Source organism: Ancylobacter lacus (assembly GCF_018390635.1).
Taxonomy (GTDB): Bacteria; Pseudomonadota; Alphaproteobacteria; order Rhizobiales; family Xanthobacteraceae; genus Ancylobacter; species Ancylobacter lacus.
In genome coordinates this window covers 83,668-99,800 of the sequence record NZ_JAHBGE010000064.1, presented here as the reverse complement: position 1 = coordinate 99,800, position 16,133 = coordinate 83,668, and the positions used below count along the sequence as shown (strand labels likewise).

At 70.9% G+C, this 16,133-nt stretch carries 15 protein-coding genes; 11 read left to right on the top strand and 4 right to left on the bottom strand.

Annotated features, from left to right (window positions below):
* Nucleotides 1-27 precede the first annotated feature (27 nt).
* Nucleotides 28-867, top strand: a complete 840-nt coding sequence (locus tag KHC27_RS21735) for a restriction endonuclease (RefSeq protein WP_246520002.1) — start codon at nucleotides 28-30, stop codon at nucleotides 865-867.
* A 14-nt stretch (nucleotides 868-881) separates the two neighbouring features.
* Here the strand turns inward: KHC27_RS21735 and KHC27_RS16160 are convergent, their stop codons facing one another.
* Nucleotides 882-1,730 carry a HesA/MoeB/ThiF family protein gene (locus KHC27_RS16160; protein ID WP_213340414.1) on the bottom strand — a complete coding sequence of 283 codons (849 nt, stop codon included), beginning with the start codon at nucleotides 1,728-1,730 and terminating at the stop codon, nucleotides 882-884.
* Nucleotides 1,731-1,846: 116 nt separating this feature from the next.
* On the opposite strand from KHC27_RS16160, the gene ku (KHC27_RS16155) reads away from it, so the two are divergent.
* The gene (ku, locus tag KHC27_RS16155) at nucleotides 1,847-2,881 is read left to right on the top strand and encodes a non-homologous end joining protein Ku (RefSeq protein ID WP_213340413.1); all 1,035 of its coding nucleotides are present in this window, start codon (nucleotides 1,847-1,849) and stop codon (nucleotides 2,879-2,881) included.
* A gap of 14 nt (nucleotides 2,882-2,895) precedes the next feature.
* Nucleotides 2,896-5,595 (top strand): DNA ligase D, encoded by a 2,700-nt coding sequence (ligD, locus tag KHC27_RS16150; RefSeq protein WP_213340412.1) that lies wholly within the window; start codon nucleotides 2,896-2,898, stop codon nucleotides 5,593-5,595.
* 29 nt (nucleotides 5,596-5,624) lie between these two features.
* Here the strand turns inward: ligD and ku (KHC27_RS16145) are convergent, their stop codons facing one another.
* Both ku (KHC27_RS16145) and KHC27_RS16140 read right to left on the bottom strand, forming a co-directional pair.
* Nucleotides 5,625-6,431: a non-homologous end joining protein Ku gene (ku, locus tag KHC27_RS16145; RefSeq protein WP_213340411.1), complete on the bottom strand. Its 807-nt coding sequence runs from the start codon at nucleotides 6,429-6,431 to the stop codon at nucleotides 5,625-5,627.
* Between the two features lie 87 nt (nucleotides 6,432-6,518).
* Entirely contained in the window at nucleotides 6,519-7,421 is a 903-nt protein-coding gene (locus KHC27_RS16140) for a DMT family transporter (RefSeq protein WP_213340410.1), read from the bottom strand.
* A gap of 328 nt (nucleotides 7,422-7,749) precedes the next feature.
* Between KHC27_RS16140 and KHC27_RS16135 the strand changes: the two genes are divergently transcribed.
* Both KHC27_RS16135 and KHC27_RS16130 read left to right on the top strand, forming a co-directional pair.
* A complete protein-coding gene (locus KHC27_RS16135; protein ID WP_213340409.1) occupies nucleotides 7,750-8,232 on the top strand; it encodes a hypothetical protein in 483 nt (160 codons plus the stop codon).
* A gap of 152 nt (nucleotides 8,233-8,384) precedes the next feature.
* Complete coding sequence (locus KHC27_RS16130; RefSeq protein WP_246520001.1) at nucleotides 8,385-9,179, top strand: L,D-transpeptidase family protein; 795 nt, start codon at nucleotides 8,385-8,387, stop codon at nucleotides 9,177-9,179.
* Nucleotides 9,180-9,182: 3 nt separating this feature from the next.
* Here KHC27_RS16130 and KHC27_RS16125 read toward each other — a convergent pair whose 3' ends face one another.
* Nucleotides 9,183-10,067, bottom strand: coding sequence for a DUF2076 domain-containing protein (locus tag KHC27_RS16125; protein WP_213340408.1), 885 nt, complete (start codon nucleotides 10,065-10,067; stop codon nucleotides 9,183-9,185).
* 239 nt (nucleotides 10,068-10,306) lie between these two features.
* Here KHC27_RS16125 and ubiE point away from each other — a divergent pair, with 239 nt between their 5' ends.
* The 6 genes from ubiE (at nucleotide 10,307) to cysK (ending at nucleotide 16,018) form a co-directional block, all read left to right on the top strand.
* Nucleotides 10,307-11,080 (top strand): bifunctional demethylmenaquinone methyltransferase/2-methoxy-6-polyprenyl-1,4-benzoquinol methylase UbiE, encoded by a 774-nt coding sequence (ubiE, locus tag KHC27_RS16120; RefSeq protein ID WP_213340407.1) that lies wholly within the window; start codon nucleotides 10,307-10,309, stop codon nucleotides 11,078-11,080.
* A gap of 9 nt (nucleotides 11,081-11,089) precedes the next feature.
* Nucleotides 11,090-12,658 (top strand): 2-polyprenylphenol 6-hydroxylase, encoded by a 1,569-nt coding sequence (ubiB, locus tag KHC27_RS16115; RefSeq protein WP_213340406.1) that lies wholly within the window; start codon nucleotides 11,090-11,092, stop codon nucleotides 12,656-12,658.
* Between the two features lie 63 nt (nucleotides 12,659-12,721).
* Nucleotides 12,722-13,981, top strand: a complete 1,260-nt coding sequence (gene coaBC / locus KHC27_RS16110) for a bifunctional phosphopantothenoylcysteine decarboxylase/phosphopantothenate--cysteine ligase CoaBC (protein WP_213340405.1) — start codon at nucleotides 12,722-12,724, stop codon at nucleotides 13,979-13,981.
* A 17-nt stretch (nucleotides 13,982-13,998) separates the two neighbouring features.
* Nucleotides 13,999-14,451: a dUTP diphosphatase gene (gene dut, locus KHC27_RS16105; RefSeq protein ID WP_213340460.1), complete on the top strand. Its 453-nt coding sequence runs from the start codon at nucleotides 13,999-14,001 to the stop codon at nucleotides 14,449-14,451.
* Between the two features lie 9 nt (nucleotides 14,452-14,460).
* Nucleotides 14,461-14,904: an RrF2 family transcriptional regulator gene (locus tag KHC27_RS16100; protein WP_213340404.1), complete on the top strand. Its 444-nt coding sequence runs from the start codon at nucleotides 14,461-14,463 to the stop codon at nucleotides 14,902-14,904.
* Between the two features lie 130 nt (nucleotides 14,905-15,034).
* On the top strand, nucleotides 15,035-16,018 hold the full coding sequence (gene cysK / locus KHC27_RS16095) for a cysteine synthase A (RefSeq protein WP_246520000.1): 984 nt from the start codon (nucleotides 15,035-15,037) through the stop codon (nucleotides 16,016-16,018).
* The last annotated feature ends 115 nt before the right edge of the window (nucleotides 16,019-16,133 follow it).

Genomic DNA, 16,133 nt, shown 5'->3' with positions numbered 1-16,133 from the left:
TCAGATCTATTTTAACGAGCCACATCAATGAAAGAGATAAAAATCAATCTTACCGAACCGACACCTCCATCGCTGATTAAGCCAAGAAAATTATTCTTAATTTATATATTAATATTGATTGCAATAATTTTTTTATCAATAAAATTAATCGATCCCATATTAATTACTTTTTCAACTCTAATGTTATTAATTTTGATTCCATTTTTCATTGTATATTATTATATATATCGTCGATCATGGCGTCTTTTCGTTGAAAACGAAATTCCCCTTTTCCTTGCTGAATACACTCTTACACTTCTTGCCGATCAGCCCGGGCGCGCTTTAGCCCGAAATAGGGCATTGATGCTGCAACCCGACGAATATGGTTTTGTCGATCCCGACAGATGGGATCGCGAACGCATTCGTTTTGCCGACAACCTCATTTGGCGACGGTTTCCACATTTGGCGAAAACCCCCTATCGAATGGCCCTTATCGATCATCTCCTAGAAACGCAGTGCATCGAGATTGCCACTAAGTATCCGTTTGCGGCTACATTAGAAGAAGTCCGAAACGGTTTCGACTATGAGCATTTCGTCGCTCAGCGGCTGCGGGAGCAGGGATGGGAGGCTCGCGTGACGCAAGCCAGCGGAGACCAAGGCGCTGATATAATAGCTAGTAGAGGGCGCCAAGTCGTAGCCATCCAATGCAAATATTACACATCGCCGGTGGGTAATAAGGCCGTGCAGGAAGCAGTTGCCGCAAGGGCACATTATCAAGCGTCTCAAGCGGCGGTGATTGCACCCTCGGGTTTCACCATGTCTGCAAAGCAGTTGGCGGCCACAAACAACGTCACCCTTCTTCACCACGAGGAACTGGACCGGCTTTGAGCGCTCCGAGCCCCTCACCGCCGGTGGCGCGACAGGTCGGTGATGCTCGGCGCGGTGCCGGTGAGCGGGTTGTCCGGGTCCCAGCCATAGTCCAGCGTCTCGAACCGCATGGTGAGGGCGTCGATCATCAGCAGCCGGCCGACCAGCCCCTGGCCGAAGCCGACGACGGCGCGGATCGCCTCCAGCGCGACCAGCGAGCCGGCGATGCCCGCCAGCGCGCCGAGAATGCCGGCCTCGGCGCAGCTCGGCACCAGCCCGGCCGGCGGCGGCTCGGGGAACAGGCAGCGATAGGTCGGGTTCGGCGTGCCGTCCGCCGTCGTTTCGTGCGAGCGCAGCGTGGTCACCGTGGCGTCGAACCGGCCGAGCGCCGCCGTCACCAGCGGCCGCCGCGCCAGCACCGCCGCGTCGGCGACGAGATAGCGCGTGGCGAAATTGTCGGAGCCGTCGATCACCACATCCGCCGCCGCCATGCGTTCGAGGGCGTTGTCGGCGCTGATCCGTTCCGGGATCGCCTCCACGCTGACATGGGGATTCAGCGCCGCGATGGCCCGCGCCGCGCTCTCGGTCTTCGGGGTGCCGACCCCCTCGGTCGTGTGCAGCACCTGGCGCTGGAGATTGGAGAGCGAGACGACATCGTCGTCCATGACCGCGAGGTGGCCGACGCCGGCGGCGGCGAGATACAGCAGGGCCGGGGCGCCGAGGCCGCCGGCGCCGATGACCAGCACCTTCGCCTTCTTCAGCTTCTGCTGGCCCGGCCCGCCGATCTCGGCGAGCACGAGGTGGCGGGCATAGCGCTCCACCTCCTCGGGCGAGAAGAGCGAGGCGCGGGGCGGGGCCGGCGGGGCGGGAGCATCGGTGATCATCGCCTTTATATAGCAGGCGCGCGCGCCGCCGCCACGGCGCCGGGACGGGCGGCGTTCCGCACGGAACGCGCGCGGCGCTGCCGCGTTGAATCCGCCTCATCCCGGGGGCAACTGCCATGGCTGTGCGCGCGAACTGGCGAGGTTTTCTCAAGCTCGCCGAGCTGACCTGCCCGGTCGGCCTGTACACCGCCGCCTCGACCTCGGACCGGGTGAGCTTCCACACCCTGAACCGCCGCACCGGCCACCGGGTGCACCGGCAGTTCGTCGACCGCGACACCGGCGCGGTGGTGGAGCGGGAGGAGCAGGTGAAGGGCTACGAGCTGGCACCCGACAGCTATCTCGCGCTGGAGCCGGAGGAGATCGCCGCCGCCGTACCGGACAGCGACAAGACGCTCGCGGTCGACAGCTTCGTTCCCTGCGCCGCGATCGACGACGTGTTCCTCGACCGGCCCTATTACCTCGCCCCCGGCCCCGGCGGCGCCGAGGTGTTCGCCCTGCTGCGCGAGGGGCTGCGCCGCGCCGGCACCGCCGCGCTCGCCCGCACCGTGCTGTTCCGCCGGGTCCGCACCGTGCTGATCCGGCCCCATGAGGACGGTATGATCGCGACCACGCTCAATTTCGACTACGAGGTGCGCTCCTCGCGCGAGGCCTTCCGCGACATCCCCAAGCGCAACATCGGCGGCGAGATGCTCGATCTCGCCCGCCATATCATCGCGACCAAGGCCGGCACCTTCGACCCCACCGCCTATAACGACCGCTATGAGGAAGCCCTCGCCGAGCTGGTGCGCGCCAAGGCCGAAGGGCGCCGGATCGAGCCGCCGAAGCCGCGCCGCGAGGAGAAGGTGGTCGATCTGCTCGAGGCGCTGCGGATGAGCGCCGGGGCGCCCGGAAAGGCGGGCGCGGGCGAGCCGAAGCCCGGCCGCAAGGCCGCCGCCACGTCGGCGGGCGGCACGAAGGAGGCTGGCACGGCAGACACCGGCAAGAAGGCGACGGCCGGGAAGAAGGGGACCGGTGGGAAGAAGGCCGCGAAGGCCGCCGGCAGCGCCGGGACGGAGGCCGCCCGCGCGCCCGGCACCAAGGCCGCCGTGCGCCCGCGCAAGGCCCGCGCCGCGCGCGAGGCGGGCGCGACGCCCCGCCGCAAGGCCGGCTGAGGAGAGCCCGACCCATGGCGCTCGAAGCCTATCGCCGCAAGCGCGACTTCGACCGCACCCCGGAACCGGCCGGCCATCCCCGCCGGGGCGACCGGACGGCGGCAGCGGCGGAGGGACATTCCTACCTCATCCAGAAGCACGCCGCGCGCCGGCTGCACTACGACCTGCGCCTCGAGCTCGACGGGGTCCTGAAGAGCTGGGCGGTGACGCGCGGCCCCAGCCTGCTGCCGGGCGAGAAGCGCCTCGCCGTCCATGTCGAGGACCACCCGCTGGAATATGGCGACTTCGAAGGCATCATCCCGAAGGGCCAGTATGGCGGCGGCACGGTGGTGCTGTGGGATCGCGGGAGCTGGCGGCCGATCGGCGACCCGCACAAGGGTTATGCCAAGGGCCACCTCGAATTCGAGATCGACGGCGAGAAGCTGCAGGGGCGCTGGCATCTCGTGCGGATGCACGGCAAGCCGGGCGAGCGCGGCGAGAACTGGCTGCTCATCAAGGGCGAAGACGATTTCGCCCGCACCGCCGGCCAGCCGGACATACTGAAGGAGCGCCCGGAATCGGTGAAGACCGGCCGCTCGGTCGAGGAGGTGGCGCGCGATGCCGACGCGCGCTGGGACAGCGACGTCGGCGCCGCCGCGCCCGAGCCGCCCGACCCGACGCCGGAGCCGGAGGACGGCGCGCCCGCGGCGGCGAAACGCCGCCAGGGTGCGCGTAGCCCGGCGAAGCTCCGCGCCGCCAGCCCCGCCGCCGCGAAGCCGGCAGCCGGGCGCGACGCCGCGCAGCCCGAAACGCCCGCCCGGCAGAAGGCCGCCCCGGCGGCGGGCCGGCTGAAAGGCGCCCGTGCCGCGGCGCTGCCCGACTTCGTGCCGCCGACGCTGGCGAGCCTCGTGGCAAAGGCACCCTCCGGGGCGCGCTGGCTGCACGAGATCAAGTTCGACGGCTACCGCATCGAGGCCCGCGTCGATCAAGGAGAGGCACGGCTGCTCACCCGCACCGGGCTGGACTGGAGCGGGCGCTTCGGTACGGCGATCACGGACGCACTGGCCGCGCTGCCGGTGAAGGACGCGCTGATCGACGGCGAGATCGTGGTCGAGACCGGCTCCGGCGCCTCCGATTTCTCCGCGCTTCAGGCCGACCTGTCGGAGGGCCGCGCCGACCGCTTCGTCTACTACGTCTTCGACCTCCTCCATCTCGACGGGCAGGACCTCACCGGCGCCACGCTGGAGGCCCGCAAGGCGGCGCTGGAGGCGCTGATCCCGGCGGGCGGCGTGCTGCGCTACAGCGAGCATTTCGACGAGGACGGCGCGACGATGCTGCGCCACGCCTGCCGCCTGAGCCTGGAAGGCGTCGTCTCGAAGCGCCGCGACGAGCCCTACCGTTCCGGCCGCGGCAAGGGCTGGGTGAAATCCAAATGCTCGGCCCGCCAGGAGTTCGTCATCGGCGGCTTCGTGCCCTCCACCGTCGACGCCCACGCCATCGGCTCGCTGGTGATGGGGGTGAACGGGAAGGAAGGGCTGCGCCATGTCGGCCGGGTCGGCACCGGCTACACCGCCAAGGTCGCCCGCGCGCTCTACCAGCGGCTGGCGCCGCTCGAGATCAAGGCGAGCCCCTTCGCCGGGAGGCTGGAGCGCGAGCAGGCGCGCGACGTGCGCTTCATGAAGCCGGAACTGGTCGCCGAAGTGGAGTTCCGAAGCTGGACCGGCGCCGGCCACATCCGCCACGCCGCCTTCCGTGGCCTGCGGGAGGACAAGCCGGCCGCCGAGGTGGTGGCGGAGGCCGTACCCGGCGACGCTGCCGACGCCGCTCCGGCGGCGCCCCGGTCCCGCCCGGCCTCCGGCGTGAAGCTCACCCATCCCGACCGGCTGTACTGGCCGGAGGACGGCATCACCAAGGAGGGGCTGGCCGGCTATTACGCCGATGTCTGGCGCTTCATCGCCCCGCACATCGTCGCCCGGCCCCTCTCCCTGCTGCGCTGCCCCGACGGCGTCGCGGCCCAGTGCTTCTTCCAGAAGCACGCCTGGCGGGGCATGAACCGCGCCATCCGGCAGGTGCGCGACCCCGGCGATCCCGGTGCGGAGCCGCTGCTGGCCATCGACGATCTCGACGGGCTGATCGCGCTGGTGCAGTCCGGCGTGCTGGAAATCCACCCCTGGGGCGCGCCGCTGGCCGATCTCGAGCGGCCGGACACGCTGATTTTCGACCTCGACCCCGGTGAGGGCGTGGCGTGGGACGCGATGATCGCCGCGGCCGGCGAGGTGCGGGAGCGGCTGTCGGCGGCCGGCCTCGCCGCCTTCGTCAAGACCTCCGGGGGCAAGGGCCTCCATGTGGTGGCGCCGCTGACGCCGAAGGCCGGGTGGGACGAGGCGAAGGACTTCGCGAAATCCATCGCCGCCGCCATGGCGGCGGACGATCCCGCCCGGTTCGTGGCGGTGATGACCAAGGCAAAGCGCCCCGGCCGCATCTTCGTCGATTATCTCCGCAACGGCCGCGGGTCCACCGCGGTGGCGCCCTATTCCACCCGCGCCCGGGTCGGCGCCGCGGTCTCGATGCCGCTGGCGTGGGAGGAGCTCGGCCCGGCGATCGGCCCGGCCTTCTTCACGGTGGCGAACGCGGCCGCAAGGCTCGCCGGCCTCGACGCCGACCCTTGGGCGGATCTGCGCGCCGCCGCCGCCCCGCTGGAAGCGAAGACCCCGAAGAAGCGCCGGCGCCGATGACGGCGGTCAGCGCCCCGGGCTGACGGGCGTCAGCGCCTCGGCGTGCGACTGCCGGCCTTCTCGGCCGCGAGGCTTTTCTTCAGCGCGTCCATGATGCTGATGACATTGCCGGCGGGCGCCGGCTCCGCCTTCGGCCGGGCCGGCTTGCGGCCCTTCTTGCGGGCGTCGATCAGCTTCTGCAGGCTGTCCTGGACGGGGTCGTGGGCGAGGCTGTCGTCCCAGTCGCGGGTGCGCCGGCCGATCAGGTCGGCGACGAGGTCGAGCATCGCCGGCTCCGGCTCGGCATCGGCACCGGCGAAGAGGTCGCCGGCCGGGCGCACCTCCTCGCCATAGCGCAGGGTCCACAGCACGATGCCGCGCTCGCGCGGCTCCAGCAGCACGGCGCGCTCGCGGCGGTAGAGCACGAGGCGGGCGATGCCCACCGTGCCGGTCACCGCCATCGCCTCGCGGATGACCGAGAAGGCCTCCTCCCCCACCTTGTCGTCGGGCGCGAGGAAATGGGGCCGGTCGTACCAGATCCAGCCGATCGAATCCGCCGGCACGAAGGTCTCGATGTCGATGGTGCGGGTGCTCTCCAGCGCCACCGCCTCCAGTTCCTCGTCCTCCAGCATCACATACTGGTCCGGGCCGGTCTCGTAGCCCTTCACCTCGTCGTCCTCCTCGACCGGCTTGCCGGTTTCGGCGTCGACATAGCGGGACTCCACCCGGTTGCCGGTGGCCCGGTTGAGGGTGTGGAAGCGCAGCTTTCCGCTGTCCGAGGTGGCGGGCGTCATCGCCACCGGGCAGGTGACGAGCGAGAGCTTGAGATAGCCCTTCCAGAAGCTGCGCGGCGCCATGGCGGTTTCCCCCGGGACGCCGGAGGCGGCGCCACCGTGGAGAACGGCGGAGCCGGCGCGGTGTTCCGGCCGGGAGGGCCGGACCCGTCACGGCCCGATCTCGGCCTCCGGCTCGTGCAGGGCGGCGACCTTCGGCGCGCGCGTCGCCAGCGTTGCCCCGGCGACGATCAGCGCGGCGCCCAGCAGCGTGCCGATGGAAGGCACCTCCGCGAAGACGAACAGCCCGATCACCACCGCCCAGACGAAGGCGGTGTATTCCAGCACCCCCAGCCGGCTGGCATCCGCCCGGCCATAGGCCCAGGCCATGCACAGATGCCCGCAGGTGCCGAGCGTGCCCATGATGACGAAGAGCAGGAACTGGTGGCCGTCCGGCATCACCCAGTGCAGCGCCGCCACCGGCGAGACGAAGAGACAGGCGAAGATGTTCTGCAGCAGCACGATGGTCGGCACCGGGTCGCGCGCCGCCCGGGATTTCAGCGCCACCATCGACACGGCATAGGCCACCGAAGAGATCAGCGCCGACAGCGCGCCGAGCAGGCTCGCCGAGCTGGAACGCGAGAGCTCGTCGCCCAGCACCACCAGCACCCCGCCGAAGCCGAGGGCGAGGGCGAGCGCCACCGAGCCGGAGGGCCGCTCCCCGAGGGTGAGCCGGGCGAACAGGGCGATGAGAATGGGCGAGGTGAACGACAACGCCATCGTCACCGCCAGCGGCAGCGTCGCCAGCGCGTAGAAGAAGCTCACCGCGGTGACGGTGACGACGACGCCACGCCAGCCATGCGGCCGGATGGTCGCCAGCGTCGGGCGCGGCGTGCCGGCCGCAAGGAAGACCAGCGCGGCGGAGACGATGCCGAAGAAGTACCTCAGCATAACCACCTGCGCGGTCGGGAAATCCGCCGAGACGAGCTTGATCACCCCGTCCATGCAGGTCAGCACCCCGATGCCGCCGACGGCGACCAGCATGGGGGCGAGGGAGGCGGCGGGCCGGGCCATGCTCAGCCCCCCGCCATCTGATTCGCCCATGCGAGGGGGCGGCGGAACGCGCGGTAAAACCGGAGTGGCGCTCCGGCAGGGCCGACGAGAGACCCGCCACCCGCGTCTGACGCGGCGGCAGGCAGGCGGAACTCGGTCACGGGATGGAATCTCCGGCCCTGAAGAGGGCCTGAATCGACGCGGCAACGAGGCGGGACTATGTTCGGCGAGGAACGAAGCGTAAAGCTCCGCATCATACGTTTATGGTGAACCTCACTTCGCGTTCTGCCGAACCATGCCCGCTGTCCCCCGCCCTCTGAGTCCGGCCTTCCGTGCCCCGGAGTCTTCGATGAACTGCTACCCCCGTCTGACGCGAGGCGTTGTTGCCGGCGCGATCGCCCTTCTGGTCGCGGCCTGCGCCGGAGGCAATCAGCCGCCGCCGCCCCAGGTGCCCGCCGGACCGGCCTACTCCTCACCCATCACCGCCGCGCAGCTCGAAGGCAAGTGGGGTCTCGCCGCCTATCATCGCCCGGAAGATGCCGCCCGCACCGAACAGCAGGCGCAGCAAGGTTGCCGCCAGCCTTACGTGATCACTAGGGGGCCGTCGAACGGCTTCATGATGTATCTCGCCGACCAGTCGCAGCCCTCGGAGCTCGTCTCCAAGCAGAATCCGCCCGGCCCGATCTATATCGGCCTGCCGGAGGAACCGCCCGGCGGCGACGGCGATCGCGAGGTGCTGCGCTTCGACGGGCAGGTTCTGGTGCTGAAGTGGCTGGATAAGGAAGTCGCCGGCCGCTACGGCACCATGGTGTATGTGCGCTGCGCGCCGTGAGGTGACCGATGGTCGGGGTCGGACTGTGGAAAGGGCGCCGCGCCGCTGAGGTGGCGGCCGGGAGACGAAGCGGCGATGCGCCGGCCGGGGCGGCCGGCCGCGACGTCGGGCGCCACCTCCCGGGTCGCGCACGGCTCGCCGCCGGCCTCGTCATGACCCTGTTCGCCACTCTTGCCCTCATGCCGGCCCCGGCGCGGGCGCAGACCTCGGGCTATGGCTATAACGCCGGAGCCTCCCCGGCGACCAGCCAGCGGCCCTGGCAGTACAGCGCCCGCACCTACTGGCAGCCCGGCCGAGGCTATGTCTACCCGCCGGGGCTCGAACCCTCGGCCCAGCCGGAGCCGGAGCCGGCGGCCAAGCCCGCCCCCACGGCCCGCCGCCCGGTCTATGCTCCCGCCCCGGCCGAGATCGAGATCGAGACGGCGGCGGTGGGCGCAGCCTCGGCCGCCTCGTCTGTCGCCGAACCCGAGGCCCCGGCCACCGGCAAGGCCGGGCCGCGGCCGATCGACCGGCTGGCGCGGCAGGTCGTGAAGTATCCCTCGCAAGAAGCCCCCGGCACCATCATCGTCGACACCTCCAAGCGCTACCTCTACCTCGTGCTCAGCGAGGGCAAGGCGCTGCGCTATGGCGTCGGCGTCGGCCGCGAGGGCTTCGCCTGGAGCGGCACCGAATACATCTCCCGCAAGAAGGAATGGCCGGAATGGCGGCCGCCCCAGGAGATGCTGGAGCGCCGTCCCGACCTGCCGATGTTCATGGAAGGCGGGCCGGACAACCCGCTCGGCGCCCGCGCGCTCTATCTCGGCGACACGCTCTACCGCATCCACGGCTCGAACGAGCCGGAGACGATCGGCCGGGCCGTCTCCTCCGGCTGCATCCGCATGCGCAACGACGACGTGATCGATCTGTATGACCGCGTCGTCATCGGCGCCAAGGTGCGGGTGCTCTGAGGCTCAGGCCCAGCCGCTGTCGTCCGAGCCGGAATCGTCGAAGCCGCCGTCGTCCAAGCCCGCCGTGTCGAAGCCACCGGCCTGATCCGAGCCGGTCTGGTCGCTCCCGGCATCCGAGCCGCCGAACGGCCAAAGCCCGTCGGTAAGGCCCGCCGTACTGTCGGTGCCGGCGTCCGGGGCGGCATCGCCGCCGGCGTCCTTGCCCGCATCGCCCCACGGGCTGGCCGCCTGGGTGACGTTCTCGGTGATGTTTTCCGTCACGTTCTCGGTGACATTGGTGGCGCCGCCGCCAAACGGGCTGCCCGCGCCGCCCATCATCGAGCGGATGCCGTCATAAAGCAGCGCGCCGCCGGCGACGCCGGCCGCCGTGGTCAGCGCGGTGGAGAGGAAGCCGCCGCCACCCATGCCGCCGCCGAAGCCGCGCGCGGGCGCCGCCTGCATGCCCGGCTGGGCATAGCCGGCCGCGCCGTAACCCTGCTGCCCATAGCCCTGCTGGCCGTAAGGCTGCTGGCCATAGCCACCCTGCGGAGCGCCCTGCGGGCCGAAGCCGGCGCCCGGCTGATCGCCGCCGGGGGCGAGGGTACGCTGGCCCGCGCTCGGCACCGACGTGCCGCGACCTCCGAGCAGCCCGCCGAGGAAGGAAGCCGGGCGGCTCTCCGCCTGCGGCCGCTCCCGCAGCTGGCGCTCCAGCTCCGCGATCCGGGCGCTGGCCTGCTGCAGCGCGTGCTCCTGCACCAGCACGGTCTGGGCGAGCGCATAGGGCGCGTGCGGGGCGCGGGCGACGCGCTGGTTGATGAGGTCCTCGGCCTCCGCGTCGCGCGGCGCGTCGGCCACGGACGCCATGCGGTCGAACAGGCCGTCGATCAGCGCGCGTTCCTCGGTGTTCATCGTCCCCTCCCTAAGGTTGACCGTCAGCGATATGACGGCGCGCCCAAGGCACGGAAAGGGCAGCGGCACGTGAAATTTCTGTAACACCGGCCGGAACGCCGGCTGCCGCAGCGTCGCTGCGCCTCCAGCCATCCACCGGGGCAGCAGCCATGCGCGGGCGGGATTGGCGCGGCGGCGGGCTCTCCGCTATGGTCCGCGCCACATCGACCGCCCTTCCGGGCGCAGCGGGGAGAAACGGCATGGCGGACAGTGCGAGGACGACCGAGGACGCCACCCATTTCGGCTTCCGCACCGTTCCGCTCGGCGAGAAGCAGGCCATGGTGGACGAGGTGTTCCACTCCGTCGCCCGCCGCTACGACGTCATGAACGACCTCATGTCCATGGGCCTGCACCGGCTCTGGAAGGAGGCGCTGGTCTCCAGGCTCCGCCCGCCGAAAAATGATCGGCCCTTCGCCCTGCTCGACGTCGCCGGCGGCACCGGGGACGTGTCGTTCCGCACCGTGGAGGCCGGCGGACCCAACACCCGCGCCACCGTGGCCGACATCAATGCCGAGATGCTGAGCGTCGGCCGCGAGCGGGCGGAGAAGCGCGGGCTTGCCGGCCGCGTCGCCTTCATCGAGGCCAATGCCGAGGAACTGCCCTTCCCCGACCGCAGCTTCGACGCCGTGACCATCGCCTTCGGCATCCGCAACGTGCCGCGCATGGACCGGGCGCTGGCCCATATGCACCGGGTGCTGAAGCCCGGCGGGCGCTGCTTCGTGCTGGAATTCTCCCGGGTCGACGTGCCGGGGCTCGACGCGATCTACGACGCCTATTCGTTCCGGGTGATCCCCGGACTCGGCAAGCTGGTGACGGGCGACGCCGAATCCTACCGCTACCTCGTCGAATCGATCCGGCGCTTTCCCCCGCCGGAGGAATTTGCCGAGCTGATGCGGGCCGCCGGCTTCCGCCGGGTGGCCTATACGCCGCTCACCGGGGGCATCGTCGCCCTGCATTCCGGCGTCCGGGTCTGAGGCCGCGGCGTGGGAACCGCACTCGGTGATGCGCTCCGGCTCGGTCGGGCCGGCTATGTCCTCGCCCGCGAGGGCGTCCTGGCCCGGCTCGACCCCGCGGGCCTGCCGCCCGGCGCGGCGGGTGCCTTCGCTCTGGCCCGGCTGATCGAGCGGCGCGGCAGCGGCAGCGGCGCCGCCCGGCTGTCGGCGGCGCTCAACCGGCTCGGCCCGTCCTATGTGAAGCTCGGCCAGTTCCTCGCCACGCGCCCCGACGTGGTGGGGCCGGAGCTGGCGAAGGACCTGGAGACGCTGCAGGACCGGATGCCGCCCTTTCCCCAGGCGGTCGCCGACGCCACCATCCTGCGCAATTTCGACCGCCCGGCGGGAGAGGTCTATGCCGGGCTCGGCCCGGCCATCGCCGCCGCCTCGATCGCCCAGGTGCACCGGGGCGAGGTCGTGGACGCCGACGGCAGCCGCCGCCATGTGGCGGTGAAGGTGCTGCGCCCCGATGTGCAGCGCCGCTTCCGCACCGATCTCGGCTCGTTCTACCGCGCCGCCCGGCTTGGCGAGCAGCTCTCGCCGGAGGGGCGGCGGCTGCGGCTGGTGGCGATCGTCGACACGCTGGCCCGCTCGGTCTCCATGGAGATGGACCTGCGGCTGGAGGCGGCCGCGCTGTCCGAACTCGCCCAGAACACCGCGGCGGAAGAGGATTTCCGGGTGCCCGCGGTCGACTGGGACCGCACCGGCCGCGAGGTACTGACCACCGAGTGGATCGACGGCATCAAGCTGAACGACATCGCCGGGCTGCGCGCGGCGGGGCACGACCTGCCGGCGCTGGGCCGCGTGGTCATGCAGTCCTTCCTCCGCCACGCCCTGCGCGACGGCTTCTTCCACGCCGACATGCACCCGGGCAATCTCTTCGTCGACCGCGAGGGCCGGCTGGTGGCGGTGGATTGCGGCATCATGGGCCGGCTCGACCAGAAGGAGCGGCGCTTCCTCGCCGAAATCCTGTTCGGCTTCATCACCCGCGACTGGCGGCGCACCGCCGAGGTGCATTTCGAAGCCGGCTATGTGCCGCCGCACCATTCGGTGGACGATTTCGCCCAGGCCATCCGCGCCATCGGCGAGCCGATCCATTCCCGCCGCGCCGACCAGATCTCGATGGCGAAGCTGCTGACGCTGCTGTTCGAGGTGACCGCGCTGTTCGACATGAAGACCCGGCCCGAGCTGCTGCTGCTGCAGAAGACCATGGTGGTGGTGGAGGGCGTCGCCCGTTCGCTCGACCCCCAGCTCGACATGTGGAAGACCTCCGAACCCGTGGTGCGGAGCTGGATCGAGCGCAATCTCGGCCCGGCGGGGCGGCTGGAGGACGTTGCCGGCAGCCTCTCGGCGCTGGGGCGCAGCCTGCAGACGCTGCCGGCGCTGATCGACCATGGCCAGCGCATCGCCGCCCAGCTCGACGCCGCCACCCGCGACGGTCTTGCCCTCGCGCCGGAGTCGGTGGAAGCGATCGGCCGGGCCGAGGGCCGCGGCAACCGCTGGGGCACGGCGGCGCTGTGGGTCATCGCCGCGCTGCTGGCCTGGAACCTGTTCCACTGACGCCGGAGCCCGCCGGGCGCGGGCCGCCTTTCGACTGACGCCGACCATCGCGGGGACCTCCACATGCTCGCCGGCACGCGCATCCTGCTCATCATCGGCGGCGGCATCGCCGCCTATAAGAGCCTCGACCTCATCCGCCGCCTCAAGGAGCGGGGCGCGACGCTGCGGGTGGTGATGACGGCCGCCGCCCAGCACTTCGTCACCCCGCTCGCCGCCGGGGCGCTGGCCCATGGCCCGGTCCACACCGACCTGTTCGACCGCGAGGCCGAGCAGGACATCGGCCATATCCGGCTGGCGCGCGAGGCCGATCTCATCGTGGTCGCCCCCGCCACCGCGGACCTGCTCGCCAAGATGGCGCACGGCCTTGCCGACGATCTCGCCAGCGCCGTGCTGCTGGCGGCGGACGTGCCCGTGCTCGCCGCCCCGGCGATGAACCCGCGCATGTGGTCGCACCCCGCCACCCGCCGCAATGTCGCGACGCTCGCCGCCGACGGTGTCACCTTTGTCGGGCCCAATGCCGGGGCGATGGCGGAGCGCGGAGAGAACGGCCCGGGCCGCATGGCCGAACCCGTGGAGATCGCCGAGGCGGCGGCCCGGCGCCTCGGCGGCCAGACGGGCGCGGCCGGGCCGCTGGCGGGACGGCACCTGCTCGTCACCTCCGGCCCGACCCATGAGCCGATCGACCCGGTGCGCTACATCGCCAACCGCTCCTCCGGCAAGCAGGGCCACGCCATCGCCGCCGCCCTTGCCGGCCTCGGCGCCCGGGTGACGCTGGTGAGCGGCCCGGTGACGCTGCCCGATCCGGCCGGGGTGACGGTGCAGCGGGTGGAGACCGCGCGCGAGATGCTGGCCGCCGTCGAGGCCGCGCTGCCCGCCGACGCCGCCATCTTCGCCGCCGCCGTGGCGGACTGGCGCAGTGCCGGCACCGCCGGGCAGAAGATGAAGAAGGACGGCAGCGGCGCCCCGGCGCTGGTTCTGGTCGAGAACCCGGACATCCTCGCCACCATCGCCCGGCTGCCGGCCGGCCGGCGCCCGGCGCTGGTGGTCGGTTTTGCCGCGGAGACCGAGAACGTCATCGCCTATGCCCAGGCCAAGCGCGCCCGCAAGGGCTGCGACTGGATCGTCGCCAACGACGTCTCCCAGACCGGCGAGGTCGCGGGCGGGGTGATGGGCGGCGACAGCAACGCCGTGCATCTCATCGCCGGCGACAGCGTCGAGCACTGGCCGCTCGCTTCCAAGGCGGAGGTGGCGGGCCGGCTGGCCGGCCGGGTCGCCGCGGCGCTCGGCGACCTTCCCCACCCAGCCCCGGAGCCCGCCCCGTGAGCCTCGACGTACCGGTGATGCGCCTGCCCCACGGCGCCGACCTGCCGCTGCCCGCCTATGCCACCGCCGGGGCGGCGGGGCTCGACCTGCTCGCCGCCCTGCCCGGCGACGCGCCGCTCACGCTGGCCCCGCTCGCCCGCGCGGCGGTGCCGACCGGCCTCGCCCTGGCCCTGCCGGAGGGCTACGAGGCGCAGGTGCGCCCGCGCTCGGGCCTCGCCCTCAAGCAGGGGCTCACCGTGCTGAACAGCCCGGGCACGGTGGACGCCGATTACCGCGGCGAGGTGAAGGTCATCCTCATCAATCTCGGCGCCGAAGCGGTGACGCTGGAGCGCGGCCACCGCATCGCCCAGCTCGTCGTGGCGCCGGTGACACGGGTTCACCTCGTGGAACGCAGTGATTTGGAAGAAACAACGCGCGGCAGCGGTGGTTTTGGCTCGACAGGGCTCGACGGCGGCGCCGGATCGCGGTAGCCAAGGCGCATGCCCCGCTTGTCCGACAAGAGTCTGCTCGCCATCGCCGCCGTTGTGGACGTCGCGCTGCATGCGCGGGGCACGCCGGTGGCCGCCAAGGCGCTCGCCGCCCGCCACGATCTCCCGCCCCGCCACCTGGAGCCGGTGCTGCAGGCGCTGGTGCATGCCGGCGTGCTGAAAGGCGTGCGCGGCCCGCGCGGCGGCTATGAGCTCGCCCGCGAGCGCCGGCGCATCACGGTCGCCGAAGTGGTGCGGGTGGTGGAAGCCGAGGCGGAGGAGGCTCTCGACAACTTCCCGCCGATCGTGCGCGACGTGGTTCAGCCCGCCGTCGCCGAGGCCGAACGCACCTTCGACGCCGCGCTGGAAGCGGTGACCGTCGAGGAGCTCTGCCGCAAGGCCGGGCAGGCCGATGGCCGGCGCAGCCTGCCCGACGGCATAGATTTCACCATCTGAAACTGTTCTTAATTTCCTTTCTCGACCCCGCGACGTGGATATGGTAGGCCCCTTGCCGATCAACCGGGGGAACGCCAGTTTCCCGGTGAGCCGAACCATCACCCCTCGGGAATCCGTCGGAGACGTCCCAATGGCCGAATCTGCCCAGAAGCCTGCCGCCTCTTCCGCCAAGCCGGGGCGCGGCCGTGTCTATGCCTCCATCACCGAGACGATCGGCGACACCCCGCTGGTGCAGCTCAACCGCCTGCCGGCGCAGCGCGGCGCCAGGGCCCGTATCCTCGCCAAGCTCGAATTCTTCAACCCCATCAGCAGCGTGAAGGACCGCATCGGCGTGTCCATGGTCGAGGCGATGGAGGAGGCCGGCCTCCTGAAGCCCGGCACCGTGCTGGTGGAGCCCACCTCCGGCAATACCGGCATCGCGCTGGCCTTCGTGGCCGCCGCGCGCGGCTACCGCCTCATTCTGGTGATGCCGGAATCGATGTCGGTCGAGCGGCGCAAGATGCTGGCGCTGCTCGGCGCCGAGCTGGTGCTGACGCCGGCGGCGCAGGGCATGCGCGGCGCGGTCGCCAAGGCCGAGGAACTGGTGCGCGAGCTGCCAGACGCGGTGATCCCGCAGCAGTTCCGCAACCCGGCCAATCCGGCGATCCACCGTGTCACCACCGCCGAGGAAATCTGGAACGACACCGCCGGCGAGGTCGACGCGGTGGTGTCCGGCGTCGGCACGGGCGGCACCATCACCGGCCTCGGCCAGGTGCTGAAGGCCCGCAAGCCGGGCCTGCGCATGATCGCGGTGGAACCGGAGGACAGCCCGGTCCTCTCCGGCGGGCAGCCCGGCCCGCACAAGATCCAGGGCATCGGCGCCGGCTTCGTGCCGGACGTGCTGGACCGTTCGGTGATCGACGAGGTGATCACGGTCGGCAACCAGACCGCCTTCGAGACCGCCCGCGCCGTCGCCCGGCTGGACGGCATCCCGGTGGGCATTTCCTCGGGCGCCGCCCTCGCCGCCGCGCTTGAAGTTGCCGCCCGGCCCGAAATGGAGGGAAAGACCATCGTGGTCATCATTCCCTCCTTTGCGGAGCGTTATCTCTCCACCGCCCTGTTCGAGGGGCTCTGATCGGCCCTTCTAGCGGGAGTCCCCCTTCGATAAAGTCGACGTGATTCGCGCGGCGCGCGGGACTTCGTCCCGCCGCGCCGTCGGGCATGGGAAACGGCAGGGGGACGACGGGGAT